This is a genomic window from Promicromonospora citrea (assembly GCF_013004695.1).
Taxonomy (GTDB): domain Bacteria; phylum Actinomycetota; class Actinomycetes; order Actinomycetales; family Cellulomonadaceae; genus Promicromonospora; species Promicromonospora citrea.
The window spans coordinates 1-16,214 of record NZ_JABEMG010000058.1 but is presented as its reverse complement, the minus strand read 5'-3'; the positions used below and the strand labels follow the sequence as shown (position 1 = coordinate 16,214).

The 16,214-nt window shown below is 71.9% G+C and carries 12 protein-coding genes; 11 read left to right on the top strand and 1 reads right to left on the bottom strand.

The features are described 5' to 3' along the window. Positions 1-2: 2 nt before the first annotated feature. Genes HLB15_RS12580 through HLB15_RS12565 form a run of 4 tightly spaced genes read left to right on the top strand, consistent with a single transcriptional unit; the run spans position 3 to position 5,235 of the window. Positions 3-911: a carbohydrate ABC transporter permease gene (locus HLB15_RS12580; protein WP_171106116.1), complete on the top strand. Its 909-nt coding sequence runs from the start codon at positions 3-5 to the stop codon at positions 909-911. Then, complete coding sequence (locus HLB15_RS12575) at positions 908-1,567, top strand: YesL family protein (RefSeq protein WP_171106115.1); 660 nt, start codon at positions 908-910, stop codon at positions 1,565-1,567. Before HLB15_RS12580 ends, HLB15_RS12575 begins: the two co-directional genes overlap by 4 nt. After that, entirely contained in the window at positions 1,564-3,642 is a 2,079-nt protein-coding gene (locus HLB15_RS12570) for a glycoside hydrolase family 31 protein (protein WP_171106114.1), read from the top strand. Before HLB15_RS12575 ends, HLB15_RS12570 begins: the two co-directional genes overlap by 4 nt. 42 nt (positions 3,643-3,684) lie before the next feature. Next, the gene (locus tag HLB15_RS12565; RefSeq protein WP_171106113.1) at positions 3,685-5,235 is read left to right on the top strand and encodes an alpha-N-arabinofuranosidase; all 1,551 of its coding nucleotides are present in this window, start codon (positions 3,685-3,687) and stop codon (positions 5,233-5,235) included. Between the two features lie 103 nt (positions 5,236-5,338). Here HLB15_RS12565 and HLB15_RS12560 read toward each other — a convergent pair whose 3' ends face one another. Further along, the gene (locus tag HLB15_RS12560) at positions 5,339-5,809 is read right to left on the bottom strand and encodes a hypothetical protein (RefSeq protein ID WP_171106112.1); all 471 of its coding nucleotides are present in this window, start codon (positions 5,807-5,809) and stop codon (positions 5,339-5,341) included. A 144-nt stretch (positions 5,810-5,953) separates the two neighbouring features. Between HLB15_RS12560 and HLB15_RS12555 the strand changes: the two genes are divergently transcribed. From HLB15_RS12555 to HLB15_RS12525, 7 genes are all read left to right on the top strand, one after another. Next, complete coding sequence (locus HLB15_RS12555; protein WP_171106111.1) at positions 5,954-6,964, top strand: LacI family DNA-binding transcriptional regulator; 1,011 nt, start codon at positions 5,954-5,956, stop codon at positions 6,962-6,964. Between the two features lie 133 nt (positions 6,965-7,097). Continuing rightward, complete coding sequence (locus HLB15_RS12550; protein WP_212759814.1) at positions 7,098-9,293, top strand: alpha-galactosidase; 2,196 nt, start codon at positions 7,098-7,100, stop codon at positions 9,291-9,293. Beyond that, the gene (locus HLB15_RS12545) at positions 9,290-10,195 is read left to right on the top strand and encodes a carbohydrate ABC transporter permease (protein ID WP_171106110.1); all 906 of its coding nucleotides are present in this window, start codon (positions 9,290-9,292) and stop codon (positions 10,193-10,195) included. The genes HLB15_RS12550 and HLB15_RS12545 overlap by 4 nt, the downstream gene beginning before the upstream one ends. A gap of 9 nt (positions 10,196-10,204) precedes the next feature. After that, the gene (locus HLB15_RS12540; protein WP_171106109.1) at positions 10,205-11,167 is read left to right on the top strand and encodes a carbohydrate ABC transporter permease; all 963 of its coding nucleotides are present in this window, start codon (positions 10,205-10,207) and stop codon (positions 11,165-11,167) included. Between the two features lie 27 nt (positions 11,168-11,194). Beyond that, positions 11,195-12,544, top strand: a complete 1,350-nt coding sequence (locus HLB15_RS12535; RefSeq protein ID WP_171106108.1) for an ABC transporter substrate-binding protein — start codon at positions 11,195-11,197, stop codon at positions 12,542-12,544. 56 nt (positions 12,545-12,600) lie between these two features. Continuing rightward, positions 12,601-15,279 (top strand): carbohydrate-binding protein, encoded by a 2,679-nt coding sequence (locus HLB15_RS12530; protein ID WP_171106107.1) that lies wholly within the window; start codon positions 12,601-12,603, stop codon positions 15,277-15,279. A gap of 231 nt (positions 15,280-15,510) precedes the next feature. Then, positions 15,511-16,068, top strand: a complete 558-nt coding sequence (locus HLB15_RS12525; RefSeq protein ID WP_171106106.1) for a GNAT family N-acetyltransferase — start codon at positions 15,511-15,513, stop codon at positions 16,066-16,068. Positions 16,069-16,214 lie beyond the last annotated feature (146 nt).

Here is a 16,214-nt window from a genome sequence, read left to right as displayed (position 1 = left end):
CCATGACACGACTGTCCGCGCTCCGCGCCCGCACGCCCGGCGACATCGCCTTCTCGGTGGTCCTCGCGATCGTCTGCGCCGTCATCCTGTTCGTGACGATCTACCCGCTGTGGTTCGTGGCGATCGCCTCGATCAGCGAGCCCCGCCTTGTGGCCACCGGCCAGGTGACCTTCCTGCCGCAGAACATGAGCCTGTTCGGCTACGAGCAGATCTTCGCCGACGACCGGATCTGGACGGGCTACCGCAACACCGTCGTCTACACGGTGGTCGGCACCGCGCTCAACATGGTCGTGACCATGCCCGCGGCCTTCGCCCTGTCGCGTCGCGAGTTCCGGCCCCGCCGCGTGCTCATGCTGTTCTTCGCGTTCACGATGTTCTTCAGCGGCGGCCTCATCCCGCAGTACCTCCTGTACCGCGACATCGGGCTGCTGGACAACTGGCTGGTCTTCGTCCTCCCGACCGCCCTGAACGTGTACAACCTCATCATCGCCCGCGCCTTCTTCGAGAACGCGCTGCCGGAGGAGCTCTTCGAGGCCGCGACCCTCGACGGCGTCGACTACTTCCGGTACTTCCTGAACATCGCGCTGCCGCTGTCCAAGGCCATCCTCTCCGTCATCGCGCTCTACTACCTCGTGCAGCACTGGAACGACTTCTTCACGGGCCTCATCTTCGTCCGCGACTACGAGCTCCAGCCGCTGCAGATCGTGCTGCGCGACATCCTGCTGTCCAACCAGGCGTTCGCCGGCGGGGCGGGCGGGGCGGGCGGCTCCGGCGGCGCCTACGGCCAGGACTTCGCCGACCAGATCAAGTACGGCGTCATCATCGTCTCCACGCTGCCCGTGCTCCTGCTGTACCCCTTCCTGCAGAAGTACTTCGAGAAGGGCGTCATGATCGGGTCGGTGAAGGGATGATCGACCGGCTCGTCACCCTGCACACCCACGTCGGGACCTGGGGCTGGCGCCTGCTGAAGCTCCACCTGCTCTGGCTGCTGCACACCCTGCGCGGCGGCGTCGTCCTCGGCGTCTTCCCCGCCACCGCGGCGGTGCACGAGGTGCTGCGGCACGACCTGATGAGCGACGACGTCGCCGAGCGGCGCGGCCTGCGAGCGGAGTTCGACGCCGCCTGGCGGGCCAACCTGCGCGGCGCGAACGTGCTCGGCTACGTGCTGACCCTGCTCTGGGCGGTGCTCCTGGCCGAGCGGCAGCTGCTCGCGGGCGCGGGCAGTGGCCTGGCCGGGGCGGCCGGGAGCCTGCTGTGGTTCGCGGCGGCCTTCCTCGCCGTGGCCACCGCGCTGGCCTGGCCGCTGGCCGCGCACTACGACGAGGCGGCGCTGCCGCACCTGCGCCGCGCCGCCACGCTCGTCGTCGCGCGGCCGGTCACCGCCCTGGTCACGGGGGCCGCCGGCGGCACGGTCCTCGCCGCCTACTACCTCGTGCCGGGCCTCGTCCCGGTGCTCGGCGTGGCCGCGCCCGCGCTCGCGACCACGTACTGCCTGCGGCGCAGCGGCATCCTGCCCGCGCCGGCACCCGCGCCCTCGCCCGACCGCATGAAGGAGAGCACCGTATGACCACGACGACCACGCCGCCCGCCACCACCGACCCGCCGCCCGGGGCCGCCTCCCCGTGGCACGTCGACGGGACCCGGCTGACGTGGCGCGGCGGCGGCGAGACGCTCGTCGTCGAACCGTGGGGGGCCGACAGCGCGCGCGTCCGGTCCGCGCAGGGGGAGGTCGTCGACACCGACTGGGCCCTCCTGCCCGCCCCGGAGACCGCGGACGCCCGCATCGAGCTCGACGGCGACGTCGCCACCCTGGTCAACGGGCGCCTGCGCGTCGTCCTCACCGCGCACGACCACTACCACTGGCAGGGCGGCCAGCGCCGCTTCCGCTGCCACGTCAGCTTCCAGGACGCCGACGGTCGAGAGCTGCTGGCCGAGCGCGAGTCCGGCGGCGCCCTCGCCCTGCGCGCCCGCCAGTACGACGCGCACCCCGCCGGCGGCTGGCGGACGTCGCTCTTCCTCGACAGCCCCGCGGACGAGAAGCTCGTCGGGATGGGCCTGTACCAGCAGGACCACATCGACCTCAAGGGCTGCACGCTCGAGCTCGCCCACCGCAACTCCCAGGCCAGCGTGCCGTTCGTCGTCTCCAGCGCCGGGTACGGCATGCTCTGGCACAGCCCCGCCGTCGGACACGCGACCTTCGGCCGCAACGGCACCGAGTGGACGGCCGAGTCCGCACCCCAGATCGACTACTGGGTCACGGCAGGCGACACCCCGGCGCAGATCAGCCGCGCGTACGCCGACGCCACCGGGCACGCCCCCGTGATGCCGGAGCGCGGCCTCGGCTACTGGCAGTGCAAGCTGCGCTACTCCTCCCAGGAGGAGCTGCTCGAGGTCGCGCGCGAGCACCGGCGCCGCGACCTGCCGCTGGACGTCATCGTCGCCGACTTCTTCCACTGGCCCCGGATGGGCGACTTCCGGTTCGACGACGAGTTCTGGCCCGACCCCGCCGCCATGGTCGCCGAGCTGCGCGACCTCGGAGTCGAGCTCATGGTCAGCGTCTGGCCCCAGGTGGCGCTCACATCCGAGAACTTCGACGAGATGTCCCGCCAGGGCCTGCTCGTGGCGACCCACCGCGGCATCGACGTGCAGATGTGGTTCGAGGGCCCGAGCCGGTTCGTCGACACCACCAACCCGCGCGCCCGCGCCTACCTCTGGGAGAAGCTCCGCTCCGGGTACGGGCGGCACGGTATCCGGACCTTCTGGCTCGACGAGGCCGAGCCCGAGTTCGGCCAGTACGACTTCGGCGCCTACCGGTACGACGCCGGACCGGCGCTCGCGGTGACCAACATCTACCCGCAGACGTTCTCCCGCGCCGTCTTCGAGGGGCAGCAGGGCGACGGCGAGACCGAGATCGTCAACCTCGTGCGGTGCGCCTGGGCCGGCAGCCAGCGCTACGGAGCGCTCCTGTGGTCCGGCGACATCCACTCCTCCTGGACGGCGATGCGCCGGCAGATCACCGCGGGCATCCATGTGGGCGTGGCGGGGGTGCCGTGGTTCACGACCGACATCGGCGGGTTCGGCGGCGGCCGGACGGACGACCCGGCGTTCCAGGAGCTCCTGGTGCGCTGGTTCCAGATGGGGGCGTTCATGCCGGTGATGCGCATGCACGGCGACCGGGCGCCCCAGGTGCCGGTCGTCGCGGCCGACGGCAGCCGCCGTCTGCCGTCCGGCTCGGGGAACGAGCTGTGGAGCTTCGGCACCGAGAACTACGAGATCCTCGCCCGGTACGTCCGGTTCCGCGAGCGTCTGCGCGACTACACGCGCGACGTCATGCGTACCGCGCACGAGGACGGGCAGCCCGTGATGCGCGGCCTGTTCCACAACTTCCCGGACGACCCGCAGGCCTGGGACGTGGGGGACCAGTTCATGCACGGCCCGGACGTGCTGGTCGCGCCGGTGACCGAGCCGGGGGCGACGTCGCGCGCCGTCTACCTGCCTGCGGGGGCGCGCTGGACCGACCTGCACACGGGCGCCGTGCACGCGGGCGGGCAGTGGGTCGAGGCGGACGCCCCGCGGCACCTTGTGCCGGTCTTCACGCGTGACGGCGCGTTGTCCGACCTGCAGGGTTACCTCGTGCCCTGAACACCCTTCTTCTCTCGAGACCGCCGACCACCAGGAGAACCCATGGCCACGATCACCGCCGTCGTCAACCTCGACCTGCCCGGACCGACCATCTCCCGCCACGTCTACGGACACTTCGCCGAGCACCTCGGACGCTGCATCTACGGCGGCTTCTGGGTCGGTGAGGACTCCGACGTGCCGAACGTGCGGGGCATCCGACGCGACGTCGTCGACGCGCTGCGCGCGCTCGGCATCCCGAACCTGCGCTGGCCCGGCGGGTGCTTCGCCGACGACTACCACTGGGAGGACGGGATCGGCCCGCGCGACCAGCGGCCCCGCATGGTCAACTCGCACTGGGGCGACGTCGTCGAGGACAACTCGTTCGGCACCCACGAGTTCATGGACCTGTGCGAGCTGCTGGGCGCGGACGCCTACATCAGCGGCAACATCGGGTCGGGCTCGGTGCGCGAGATGAGCGACTGGATCGAGTACCTGACCCGGGCGGACGACTCGCCCATGGCGACGCTGCGCCGAGCCAACGGCCGGGACGAACCCTGGAAGGTGCCGTTCTGGGGGCTGGGCAACGAGGCGTGGGGCTGCGGCGGCAACCTGCGGGTCGAGCAGTTCGCGTCGCTGGCCCGCCAGTACGCCACGTACACCCGCGACCACGCCGACAACCGCGTGTACCGCATCGCCGCCGGGGCGCACGAGGACGACTACCACTGGACCGAGACCCTGATGCGGTCCTTCGACCCCCTCGACCGGGACGACCGCCCGGCCACGCCGTTCCAGGCGGTGTCCCTGCACTACTACACGCGGACCGGCTCGTGGGCGGAGAAGGGGAAGGCGACCGAGTTCAGCACGGACGAGTGGTACCTCGCCCTGAGCCGCGCGTCCTGGATGGAAGAGCTCGTCGCCCGGCACTCGACCGTGATGGACCGGTACGACCCGGCGAAGAAGGTGGGGCTCGTCGTCGACGAGTGGGGCACCTGGTGGGACGTGGAACCGGGCACCAACCCCGGCTTCCTGTACCAGCAGAACACGCTCCGTGACGCCCTGGTCGCCTCGGTGCACCTCGACGCGTTCCACCGCCACGCCGACCGGGTCGTCATGGCGAACATCGCCCAGACCGTCAACGTGCTGCAGGCGATGATCCTCACCGACCCCGAGTCGGGCGCGCTGGTGCTCACGCCCACGTACCACGTGTTCGAGATGAACCGCGGGCACCACGACGCCGCCGCGCTCGACGTGCACCTCAAGGGCGCACCGGAGAAGGAGGTCGACGGGCGCACGCTGGGGCTGGTCTCGGCGTCGGCGTCCACCCGGGGGGACTCGGCGCTGGTGTCGCTGTCGAACCTCGACGCGGACACCGCGCACACGGTGACGCTCGACCTCCGGGGGCGGGACGTGGTGGGGCACCGGGCCCGGGTCCTCACCGCGCCGGAGCTCGCGGCGCACAACACGGCGTCCGCACCCGAGACGGTCGCCCCGCGCGACCACGACGACGTCCGGCTCCGCGACGGGCGCCTGGAGATCGACCTGCCGGCCCATTCGTACGTGACCTTGGAGCTGACCCTGTCCCCGACGCCAAGCCAACCGCTTGTGCCGAGGTAGTCACGTGGCGAGGTAGTCACGTAGCGCGCGCTGCGTGACTACCTCGCCAGACGACTACCTCGGTTCGGTCGGGGTGGCCGCCTGCCGGGCAGCCTGGTCCAGGTCAGGCGCGCGGGCAGACCTTGACATTGTTCGAGTAGAGGATGCCCGCGTTGCCGACGTAGTTCTCGTCCTGCCACTCGAGGCTCACCTTCGCGCGGATGCGCACCTGCTCGGAGGACTTGCACGCCCACGAGGCGGTGCGCTCCACGTCCTGGACGGGCTCCCAGGGATCGTGTTCAGGGTAGGACTCTGCCACGGTCCACCAGATACCGTCCCGCAAGGTCTCGAGGTACACCGCGCGGACCCGGACTTCGTAGTCACCGCCGCCCTCGCTGTCGGTCACCCGCGCGTGCGCGTTGAACACCCCGGGCTTCGTCATCTCGACGTTGGCGCAGCGGATGACCTCCTCGCCCACGCAGGTGTGTGCGATCTGCTGGGCTGCCGCCGCGGGCGAGGCAGTGAGCATGCTCGCGCCCAGCGCGATGCCGAAGGCTGCCGTCAGGACGCGTTTGGTCTGTCCGTTCTTTCGCATGACGGCAGTCAAACCCGGCCTGGCGGCGCGAGGTTGCAGGATCCTGCAGATCACCCGGGCGTCTGACTACCTCGCCACGTGACTACCTCGCCACGTGACTACCTCGGCGGGGAGGGTGACCAACGTTTGTCATAGCCTGTGCGGATGGAGTTGAGTCGCAGGCCGCCGGGGTTGGTCGACGTCGCGGCGAAGGCGGGGGTCAGCGTCTCGACGGTGTCGCGGGTGCTCACCGGGCGGACGCCGGTCAGCGAGAAGCTGCGCACGAAGGTGCAGGCGGCGGTCGACGAGCTCGGGTACCGGCCGAACGCCGCGGCGCAGACCCTGGTCAGCGGCAAGCGGTCGGCGATCGGAGTGTTCGCCCGCAACACGGCGCGCTTCGGGTACGCGGCGACCTTGCAGGGCATCGAGGAGGCCGCGCGTGCGGCCGGCTACGTCGTGATGATCACCGTCGTCGAGTCGGGCCGGCCGGACGACATCTCCCGCGCCGTGGACATGACGCTCTCCCAGGCGCTCGCCGGTGCGATCGTCATCGAGTTCGACGCGGTCGGCGTCGCCACGCTCGAGGCGCTGCCCGACGTCGTCCCCGTCGTCGCCGCCGCGGGTGCCCGGCGCGCGCCCGGCCCCCGGCCGCACGCGTTCCTGGACGACGAGGCAGGCGGGCGTGCGGCCACCCAGTACCTGCTCGGCCTCGGCCACCGGACGGTGCACCACATCGCGATCCCGGCCACTCGGGAGCGCAGCGGGCGCGAGTGGGGGTGGCGCACCGCGCTCGAGGCGGCGGGCGCGCCGGTCCCGGACGTCGTGCCCGCCGAGTACTCGCCGACGTCGGGGTACGACGCCGCGCAGCGGCTGCTCGAGCAGGACGGCGTGACCGCGATCCTCTGCGGCAACGACGAGCTGGCGATCGGCGCCGCGCGTGCGCTGTCCGAGCGGGGGCTGCGGATCCCGCAGGACGTCTGCGTCGTCGGGTTCGACGACCAGCCGTTCGCCGAGATGTGGGTGCCCGCGCTGACCACCGTGGCGCAGGACTTCACCGATCTCGGGCGCCGTACCTTCGGGCTGCTGGAGGAGTGGCTGCGCACCGGCGAGCGCCCCGCCGACTCCGCGGTGCAGCCGTCGCTCGTGGTCCGGGGGAGCACCGCCGCCCGGGACTGACCGGTTCCGGCCGGGGGCGCGGCGTCGCCCACCACTATCTGACCAACGTTTGCAGAACGCCGCGACAGCACGCTACGGTCTGACCAACGTTTTCAGAACCGGGTCCCGGACCCAGCTCGAAAGGCAACGACGCTTGAGCACTCCTGTGACGCGCGAACGCGCCGAGTCCCGCGACGAGGTCGCCTGGCCCGAGGTGGTCCGGCTCGCCGCGCGCGGCGTCGCGCTGATCCTCGCCGTCCCGCACGACTCCCTGCCGCACGTCGTCCACTGGGGCCCCGACCCCGGCCCCCTGTCGGACGACGAGCTCCGGGCGGTCGTCGCGGCGGCCGTCCCGCCGCGGGCCACCAACGGCGTGGACTCCGCCGTCGTCGTGTCGGTGCTGCCGGAGGCGCGCACGGGCTGGACAGGCACCCCGGGGCTGTCCGGGCACCGCGCGGGCGCCGGCTGGTCGCCGTGGCTGCGGCCCGAGCGGGTCGACGTCGTCGCCGGGCTCGGGGGAGGGGGCCGCGTCGACGTCCTTGCCGCCGATCCCGAGGCGGGCCTGCAGGTCGGGGTCCTCGTCGAGATGCTTCCGACGGGTGTCGTGCGGATGCAGGCGCACGTGACGAACACCGCCTCCGGCCCGTACGCCGTCGAGCGGCTCGACCTCGCGCTGCCGGTGCCGACCCGCGCCGACGGACTGTGGGACCTCGCCGGCCGCTGGGCCAAGGAGCGGGTCGTCCAGCACCGCCCGTTCACCGTCGGCACGCACCTGCGCGAGGGGCGCCACGGCCGCACCGGCGCCGACGCCGCGACCCTGCTCGTCGCGGGCACCCCCGACCTCGGGTTCGCCGAGGGGGAGGCGTGGGGCCTGCACGTGGCGTTCAGCGGGAACCACCGCGTCGCCGCCGAGCGGGTCTTCTCCGGCGAGCGCCACCTGCTCGGCGGCGAGCTCCTGCTGCCGGGCGAGGTCGAGCTCCAGGAGGGCGAGACGTACCGGTCGCCGAAGCTGTTCGCCGTGTACGGTGCGGGCCTCGACGGGATGGCTGCCCGCCTGCACAGCCACCTGCGCGCCCGGCCGCACCACCCCCGCACGCCGCGCCCCGTGGTGATGAACGTGTGGGAGGCCGTGTACTTCGACCACGACCTCCAGCGGCTGCTCGACCTCGCCGAGCTCGCGGCCGACGTCGGCGTCGAACGGTTCGTGCTCGACGACGGGTGGTTCAGCAGCCGCCGCGACGACACCTCGGGTCTGGGGGACTGGGTGGTCGCGGACGCCGTCTGGGGGCAGGGCCGGTTCCGGACGCTGGTCGACGCGGTCAAGGGCCGCGGCATGCAGTTCGGCCTGTGGCTCGAGCCCGAGATGGTCAACCTCGACTCCGACGTCGCCCGCGCGCACCCGGACTGGATCCTGCAGCTCCCCGGCCGGATGCCCGTCGACTTCCGCCACCAGCAGGTCCTGGACCTGTCGCACCCCGAGGCGTTCGCCTCCGTGCGGGACCAGATCCTGGCGCTCGTGCGCGAGTACGGCATCGACTACGTGAAGTGGGACCACAACCGCGACCTGATCGACGCCGGCTCCACCCGCACCGGCCGTGCCGGGGTGCACGGCCAGACCCTGGCGGCCTACCGGCTGCTCGACGAGATCCGCGCGGGCGCACCCGGCCTGGAGATCGAGTCGTGCTCGTCCGGCGGCGCCCGCATCGACCTGGAGATGATCGAGCACACCGACCGCGTGTGGGCCTCCGACTGCATCGACGCGCGCGAGCGCCAGCAGATCCAGCGCTGGACGGCGCAGCTCCTGCCGCCCGAGCTGGTCGGCAGCCACGTCGGCGCCGGGCGCGCCCACACCACCGGGCGGGAGCTCGACCTCGGCTTCCGTGCCGCCACCGCGCTGTTCGGGCACTTCGGTGTCGAGTGGGACCTGACCGCCGCGTCGCCCGCCGAACGGAGCGAGCTCGCCGCCTGGATCCGGTTCTACAAAGAGGTGCGCTCCCTCGTCCACACCGGCACCGTGGTGCGCCGCGACGTCGAGCACGGCGACCTGTGGGTGCACGGCGCCGTCGCACCCGACCAGCGCGACGCGCTGTTCGCCGTGACGCTGCGCGAGCGCCACGTGACCTGGCCCGCGGGCCGGGTCCCGATCCCCGGCCTGCGCCGCGACCTCACCTACCGGGTCAGCGCCGCGGGCCCCGGCGCGGACGCGCCGTACGACGAACGCGTCCACCCCACGTGGTGGGCCACGGGCATCGAGCTCAGCGGGGCGGTGCTGGCCGACGTCGGCGTGCACGTGCCGGCGCTCGACCCCGACCACTCGGCCCTCCTCCGGATCGAGGCGATGCCCCGATGACCTCCACAGCAGCCGCACCCCGACGGCGCGTCCGCCGGTGGGGCGACCTGCCCGTCGCCGCCGTGTTCATCGCGCCCGCCGCGCTCGGCTTCCTCGCCTTCTACCTGGTGCCCGCGCTGCGCGGGATCTGGTTCAGCCTCACCGACCAGAACCTCGTGGGGTCCGGCACCTTCATCGGGACGGCGAACTACCAGGAGATGTTCGCCGACCCGCTGTTCTGGAACGCGCTGCGCGTCACGGCCTGGTACGTCGTGATCAACATCGGCGTGCAGACCGTGCTCGCGGTGGGCATCGCCGTCCTCATGCACCGGCTGACCCGGTCGGCGCTGGTGCGCGGCATCATCCTGCTGCCGTACCTCGTGGCCAACGTCGTCGTCGCGCTGGTGTGGTTCTGGATGATGGACTACTCGACCGGGTTCATCAACGTCGCCCTCGACTGGGTCGGGCTGGACCGGGTCGCGTTCTTCGGCAACGAGGCGCTCGCGATCCCGACGATCGCCCTCATCAACGTGTGGCGGTACGTCGGCTACACGGCGCTGCTCGTCTTCGCGGGCCTGCAGACCATCCCCGGCCAGCTCTACGAGGCCGCCGCGCTGGACGGCGCCTCCGAGCCGCGGATGTTCTGGTCCATCACGCTGCCGCTGCTGCGGCCGGTGCTGGCCCTCGTGCTGGTCATCACCGTCGTCGGCTCGTTCCAGATCTTCGACACCGTGGCCGTGACCACCGAGGGCGGGCCGATCGACTCGACGCGGGTCATCTACTACTACATCTACCAGCAGGCGTTCGAACGCTTCGACCTCGGCTACGCCTCTGCGATGTCGGTCTTCCTGCTGGTCGCGCTCGCCGTCGTGGCCTACTTCCAGCTCAAGATCATGCGCTCGAACCAGTCGGACCTGGCCTGAGGAACCCTGATGACCACCATCACCACGCGCGACGACGACGTCGCAGCAGGCACCCGCGCGACCGACCGGGAGGTGCCCCGCCGTCGGTCACGGCGTCGGCGACCGAGCGGGGGCCGCGTGCTGGCCTGGGCCGCGCTCGCCGTCCTGCTGCTGGTCACCCTGTTCCCGTTCTACTGGATGCTGCGCACCGCGCTGTCGACGAACACGGCGCTGTACGGCAGCCCGGGCAGCCTGCTGCCCGTCGAGCTCACCTGGGGCGCGTTCGAACGGGTGCTCGGCACGGCGACACCGCAGGAGGCCGCGGCCGAGGGCGGGACCACCGGGTCGATCGACTTCTGGCTCTACCTGCGCAACTCGGTCGTCGTCGCGACGGCGATCACGCTCGGGCAGGTCTTCTTCTCCAGCCTGGCCGCCTACGCGTTCGCGCGGCTGCGGTGGCCCGGCCGGGACGCGGTGTTCTTCCTCTTCCTCACCGCGCTGATGATCCCGCCGATCTTCGTGCAGCTGCCCAACTTCATCCTCGTGCGCGACCTCGGGCTGCTGAACACCCTGACCGGCATCGTGCTGCCGTTCTTCTTCATGACGCCGTTCGCGGTGTTCTTCATGCGCCAGTTCTTCCTCGGCATCAGCCGGGAGGTCGAGGAGTCGGCGCGGATCGACGGCGCGGGGCACGGCCGGATCTTCTTCCAGATCATCCTGCCGATGTCGAGCACGCCCCTGTTCACGCTCGGTCTGCTGACCTACGTCACGGCCTGGGGCGAGTACTTCTGGCCGCTGCTGGTCGGGCGCGCGGACGAGTCGCGCGTGCTGACCGTGGCGCTGGGGATCTTCCGGTCGCAGACCCCGCAGACCGGCCCCGACTGGGCGGGACTCATGGCAGGCACGCTGATCGCGGCCCTGCCGGTGTTCGTCCTGTTCGTCGTCTTCGGACGCAAGCTCATCGACAACCTCGGCTACTCCGGCATCAAGTAACCGGCTCCACAGACAGAGAGGTCTGCCATGAACAACCTGTCCCGACGGACGCGCGTCCTCGCGCTGGCCGCCGTCCTGCCCGTGGCGCTCGCCGGGTGCGGCGCGTCCGGCGACGCCGGCGCGTCCGGCGACTCGATCACCTACTGGCTGTGGGACACCAACCAGCAGCCCGCGTACGCGCAGTGCGCCGCCGACTTCCAGGAGGAGACCGGCATCGAGGTCACGATCGAGCAGTACGGCTGGGCCGACTACTGGCAGGGCCTGACCACCGGCTTCGCCTCCGGCACCGCGCCCGACGTGTTCACCGACCACCTGTCCTACTTCCCCGAGCTCGCCGCGCAGGGCCAGCTGCTGGACCTCAGCGACCGGATCGAGGAGGACGGGCTCGACCTGTCGATCTACCAGGACGGCCTCGCCGACCTGTGGGTCGGGCAGGACGGCGGGCGCTACGGGCTGCCGAAGGACTTCGACACCGTCGGCCTGTTCTACAGCGAGGAGGCGGTGGCCGACGCCGGCTACACGCCCGAGCAGCTCGCCGAGCTCGAGTGGAACCCCGACGACGGAGGCACGTTCGAGGAGCTCGTCGCCGCGCTGACCGTGGACGAGAACGGCACCCGCGGCAACGAGCCCGGCTTCGACAAGGACAACGTCGCCGTCTACGGCCTCGCCCTGAGCGGCAACGGCCTCAACGCGGCCGGCCAGCAGACCTGGGCGCCGTACGCCCTGAGCAACGACTGGTACTTCGGCGACACCACGCCGTGGACCACCGAGTGGAACTTCGACGACCCCCGGCTGGTCGAGACGCTGACCTGGTACAAGCACCTCATCGACGAGGGGTACGTGCCGTCGGTCGACATCGCGCTCAGCGAGCAGGACCCGCTGAACGGCTACCTCGCCGGCCGCTACGCCGCCGTCACCGACGGGAGCTGGATGAACAGCTCCTACCTCGGTCAGGACGACGTGCCGACGAAGGCCGCGCCGACCCCGATCGGGCCCGGCGGCGAGCGGGCGAGCCTCTTCAACGGCCTGTCCGACGGCATCTGGGCGGGCACCGGCAACCCGGACGGCGCCTGGGAGTGGGTCAAGTACCTCGCCTCCGCCGACTGCCAGGACGTCATCGCCGAGTCCGCCGTCGTCTTCCCCGCGATCAAGACCTCCACGGAGAAGGCCGAGCAGGCCTTCGCCGACAAGGGCTGGGACGTGGACGCGTTCACCCGCCAGGTGGACGAGGGCACTACCGCCCTGCTGCCCATCGCCGACCACTGGTCGGAGACCAACGACACCGTCACCGCGGCCATCGAGGCGTTCCTCAAGGGAGCCCGCGGCCCGGAACAGCTCACCGAGGCCAACGACGCGGTGAACGCGTTGTTCGAGTGACGTAGCCCGTCCTGCCGTCAGCACGTCAGTCCGCACGTCAATCAGAAGGAGCGATGATGGTCCACCTGATCCCCGTCCGCCTGATCTCCGCCCGGCGAAGAGCGGCCACCCGCGCCGCGGCCCTGGCCGGCTGCCTGGCCCTCGGAGGGAGCCTGCTCGTGGCGACCACCCCCACCAGCGCCTTCGGCGCCGACGCCGCCGAGCAGGTGCGCGTCGACTTCTCCGCCCCGACCGGCGCCGTCCACGGCGGTGCCACCGGCGTCCTGTACGGGCTGTCGGACCACGAGGTGCCCACGACCGCCGTCGTCGCCGGGGCGGCGCCCCGCACGGTGACGCAGATGCCCGAGGGCGGTCTGCAGCACCCGAACGGCGGCGCCCTGAGCGTCTCCGAGACGTTCTTCGCCTCGGGCGGCGCCGACATCTACATCAACATCCAGGACTACTACCCCAAGTGGGGGTACGCGAACGCCGAGGACCCGCCGAACACGTACCCGGGGCAGGCCGACTTCCTGGACAAGGTCCGCACCGTCGTCGAGCGCGTCGCCCGCGAGGCCGACCCTGACGAGCTCGACCGGTACGTGTTCACGCCCTTCAACGAGCCCGACTGGATCTGGTACGGCGACTGGTCCGCCCAGCGCGAGCGGTTCCTCGCCGACTGGGAGGCGGCCTACGAGCTGATCCACGAGATCATCCCCGGCGCGCGCATCGCGGGCCTCGGCGAGGCCAACTACAACCCGCAGCGCGTCACCGACTTCATGACGTGGGCCGCCGAGCGCGACGTGCTGCCCGACATCATGACCTGGCACGAGCTGGACGGCGAGGACCTGGGGACGTTCTCCGGGCACCTGGAGCACTTCCGTGCGCTCGAGGAGTCCCTCGGCCTGCCCGAGACGCCGGTCAACATCACGGAGTACTCGCCCTGGCGCAGCGACACCGGCGTGCCGGGCCGGATGATCCGCTGGATCTCCCTGTTCGAGACCCACAAGGTCGACGCCGAGATGGCCTACTGGACCGCGGCGGGCAACCTCAGCGACCACACCTCCCGCACCCAGGGCGGCAACGGTGCCTGGTGGCTGCTCAAGTGGTACGGCGACCTGGCGGGGCAGACCGTGGACATGACCGTCCCCCGGCCGGAGACGCCCGGGACGCTGCAGGGCCTCGCCGCCCTCGACGAGGACCGGCGCAAGGGCACCGTCCTGCTCGGCGGCACCGACCAGGCCGTCACGGTCGACGTCGAAGGGCTCGCGCCCTCGGTGTTCGGCACGGAGGTCGACGTCCGCCTCGAGCGCACCCGCTTCACGGGCCAGGAGGGCCTCGGTGGCGCGCCGCAGACCCTCTCGGTCGACCGTGTGCGGGTCGGCGCGGACGGCACGCTCGACGTCGACGTGCCGGCGGGCACCGAGATGGACGCCTACCAGGTGACCATCACGCCGTCGGCCAAGGGCCCGGTCCCGGCGGCGGACGCGGCCTGGTCGCAGAGGACCGAGGCCGAGGCGATGCGGCTGGGCGGCGGGGCGTACGCCGCCACGCAGGAGGGCACCTACGCCACGTCGGGCGGCCAGGACGTGCGCGGCCTGACCACCGCGGCCGGCAGCCTGACCTGGGACGTCGACGTGCCGGCGGCGGGCACGTACCGGCTCGACGTCTACCACGGCACCGGGGCGACGGTCCCCGGGCAGGGCCGGAGCCGCACCTCGGGACGGCACGCGCTGTACGTCGGCGACCGGCTCGACCAGGTCGTCCAGTACTCCTCGACCCTCACCGACACCTACAAGGGCCTGACCAGCGTGCTCGTCGAGCTCCCTGCCGGCACCTCCACGCTGTCCCTGCGCACCAGCGCCGACGGCGGTGCCACCGCGCTGCCGGGCAGCGACCTCGCGATCGACGTCGTCGACCTCGTCGCCGTCGACGGGCCGGAGATGTCGGCCTACCCGTCGTCGTCCGCGCGGACGACCGGCGACGCGACGGTTCGTCCGTCCGACGGCGGGCGGCTCCACCTCGCCCCCGGCGCGCGGGCCGAGTTCTTCGTCGTCGCGCAGGAGGACGGGTACTACACGCTCGACGTCGACACCGGCTCGGCCGCGGGCGGAGGCGCCTACGGGCTCGCCGTCGACGGCCGCGCGATCGAGGGTGCCGCCACCCGGCCCGGCCGCGACGGGCGCACCACCGTGACGCTCCACCTCGGCCGCGGCATGCACCAGGTGCACGTCACCGCCGAGCGCCGGCTCGGCGTCGACGGGCTGCGGCTCACCCGGGACACCGCCGCCGACGAGCACGCCACCGTCGTCCAGGCGGAGGACCCGTCCGTGCGGCGCAGCGAAGGGGTGACGGTCGAGACCCCGCCCGCGGCGTCGGGCTCGAACGTCCAGGGCGAGTACGTCGGGTGGCTGACCGCCGGGCGGACGATCACCGTCCCGCGTCCGTCCGGCGCCGCGCCGGGTGACTACGACATCGGGCTCACCTACGCGAACGCCGACAAGTTCACCGGGCACCCCTACAACGCGGACATCATCTCCCGCACGGCCGACATCCACGAGGAGGGCTCCGACACCACGAGCACCGTCGCCTACCAGCACACGTACAGCGACTACAACTTCTGGACCCGGACCACACCGCTGCGGCTGACCACGGCGGACGGCGACATCGTCATCGGCAACCCCGACGGCGACGCGCCGAACATCGACGCGGTGACGATCGCCCCGTTCGTCATCGCCGTCACCACCACCCCCCGCTGACCCTCCACCCTCCACCCTCCACCCGCCCGGCCCCGCCCGCCCCGCCGAGGTAGTCACCTGGCGAGGTAGTCACGTGGCGAGGTAGTCGTCTGGCGAGGTAGTCGTCTGGCGAGGTAGTCACGTCGCGCTGGATGACTACCTCGCCACGTGACTACCTCGGCGGGGCGGGTGACGTAGGGTCTCGGGCGGGCCCGGGTCTCGGGTTCCTTGTCGGTCCTGGAGGTTGCCGCCGTGCCGTACGTCGTCCGCCGCGCGTCGTCGTCGGACCTGGACCGGGCGGCGCGCGTGCTCGCCGCGGCGTTCGACGCCTACCCGTGGACACGGTGGGCGCTGCCCGCCGAGGGATACCGGGAGCGCCTCGAGGAGGTCCAGCGCCTGTACCTGGGCCACGCCGCGGAGCACGGGGCCGTCCTGGTCGACGACGGCGTCCGCGCGGTCGCAGCCTTCTTGCCGCCGGACGCGCCGGACCTCGCCGAGGCTGTCGGGCGCCGGGTGGCAGAGCTGCACGGGCAGCGGTGGGCGTCGCTCGTGGCGCTCGAGCTCCCGGCGCTGCCGCCCCAGGCGTGGGTGCTGGCGACCGTCGGGGTGGACCCGGCGCACCGCGGGGCCGGGCTCGGGACGGCGGTGGTGCGTGCGGGCCTGAAGGTCGCCGACGAGGCGGGAGCGCCGGTCGGTCTCGAGACGTCGGACGAGCGCAACGTGCGCCTGTACGAGCGGCTGGGGTTCGCGACGGTCGCCGTCACCCAGGTTCCGGACGGCCCTGCCGTCCACACGATGGTCCGCGGCTGACTACCTCGCCAAGTGACTAGGCGGATTCAATCGGTGGTTGCAACACCGGTTGTGTCGGCTGAGAGTAGCTTGCTCATTGCTTCGTAGGGTGTGTGCCAGTCCAGGACCTTGCGGGGTCGTCCGTTCATCACCAGGGCGACGTCTGC

Bases quoted from the DNA above. Each gene is read 5' to 3' on its own strand.
- HLB15_RS12555 (WP_171106111.1), top strand. From the start codon at position 5,954: ATGGAGTTGAGTCGCAGGCCGCCGGGGTTGGTCGACGTCGCGGCGAAG.
- HLB15_RS12565 (WP_171106113.1), top strand. From the start codon at position 3,685: ATGGCCACGATCACCGCCGTCGTCAACCTCGACCTGCCCGGACCGACC.
- HLB15_RS12580 (WP_171106116.1), top strand. From the start codon at position 3: ATGACACGACTGTCCGCGCTCCGCGCCCGCACGCCCGGCGACATCGCC.
- HLB15_RS12535 (WP_171106108.1), top strand. From the start codon at position 11,195: ATGAACAACCTGTCCCGACGGACGCGCGTCCTCGCGCTGGCCGCCGTC.
- HLB15_RS12545 (WP_171106110.1), top strand. From the start codon at position 9,290: ATGACCTCCACAGCAGCCGCACCCCGACGGCGCGTCCGCCGGTGGGGC.
- HLB15_RS12575 (WP_171106115.1), top strand. From the start codon at position 908: ATGATCGACCGGCTCGTCACCCTGCACACCCACGTCGGGACCTGGGGC.
- HLB15_RS12540 (WP_171106109.1), top strand. From the start codon at position 10,205: ATGACCACCATCACCACGCGCGACGACGACGTCGCAGCAGGCACCCGC.
- HLB15_RS12570 (WP_171106114.1), top strand. From the start codon at position 1,564: ATGACCACGACGACCACGCCGCCCGCCACCACCGACCCGCCGCCCGGG.
- HLB15_RS12560 (WP_171106112.1), bottom strand. From the start codon at position 5,809: ATGCGAAAGAACGGACAGACCAAACGCGTCCTGACGGCAGCCTTCGGC.
- HLB15_RS12530 (WP_171106107.1), top strand. From the start codon at position 12,601: ATGGTCCACCTGATCCCCGTCCGCCTGATCTCCGCCCGGCGAAGAGCG.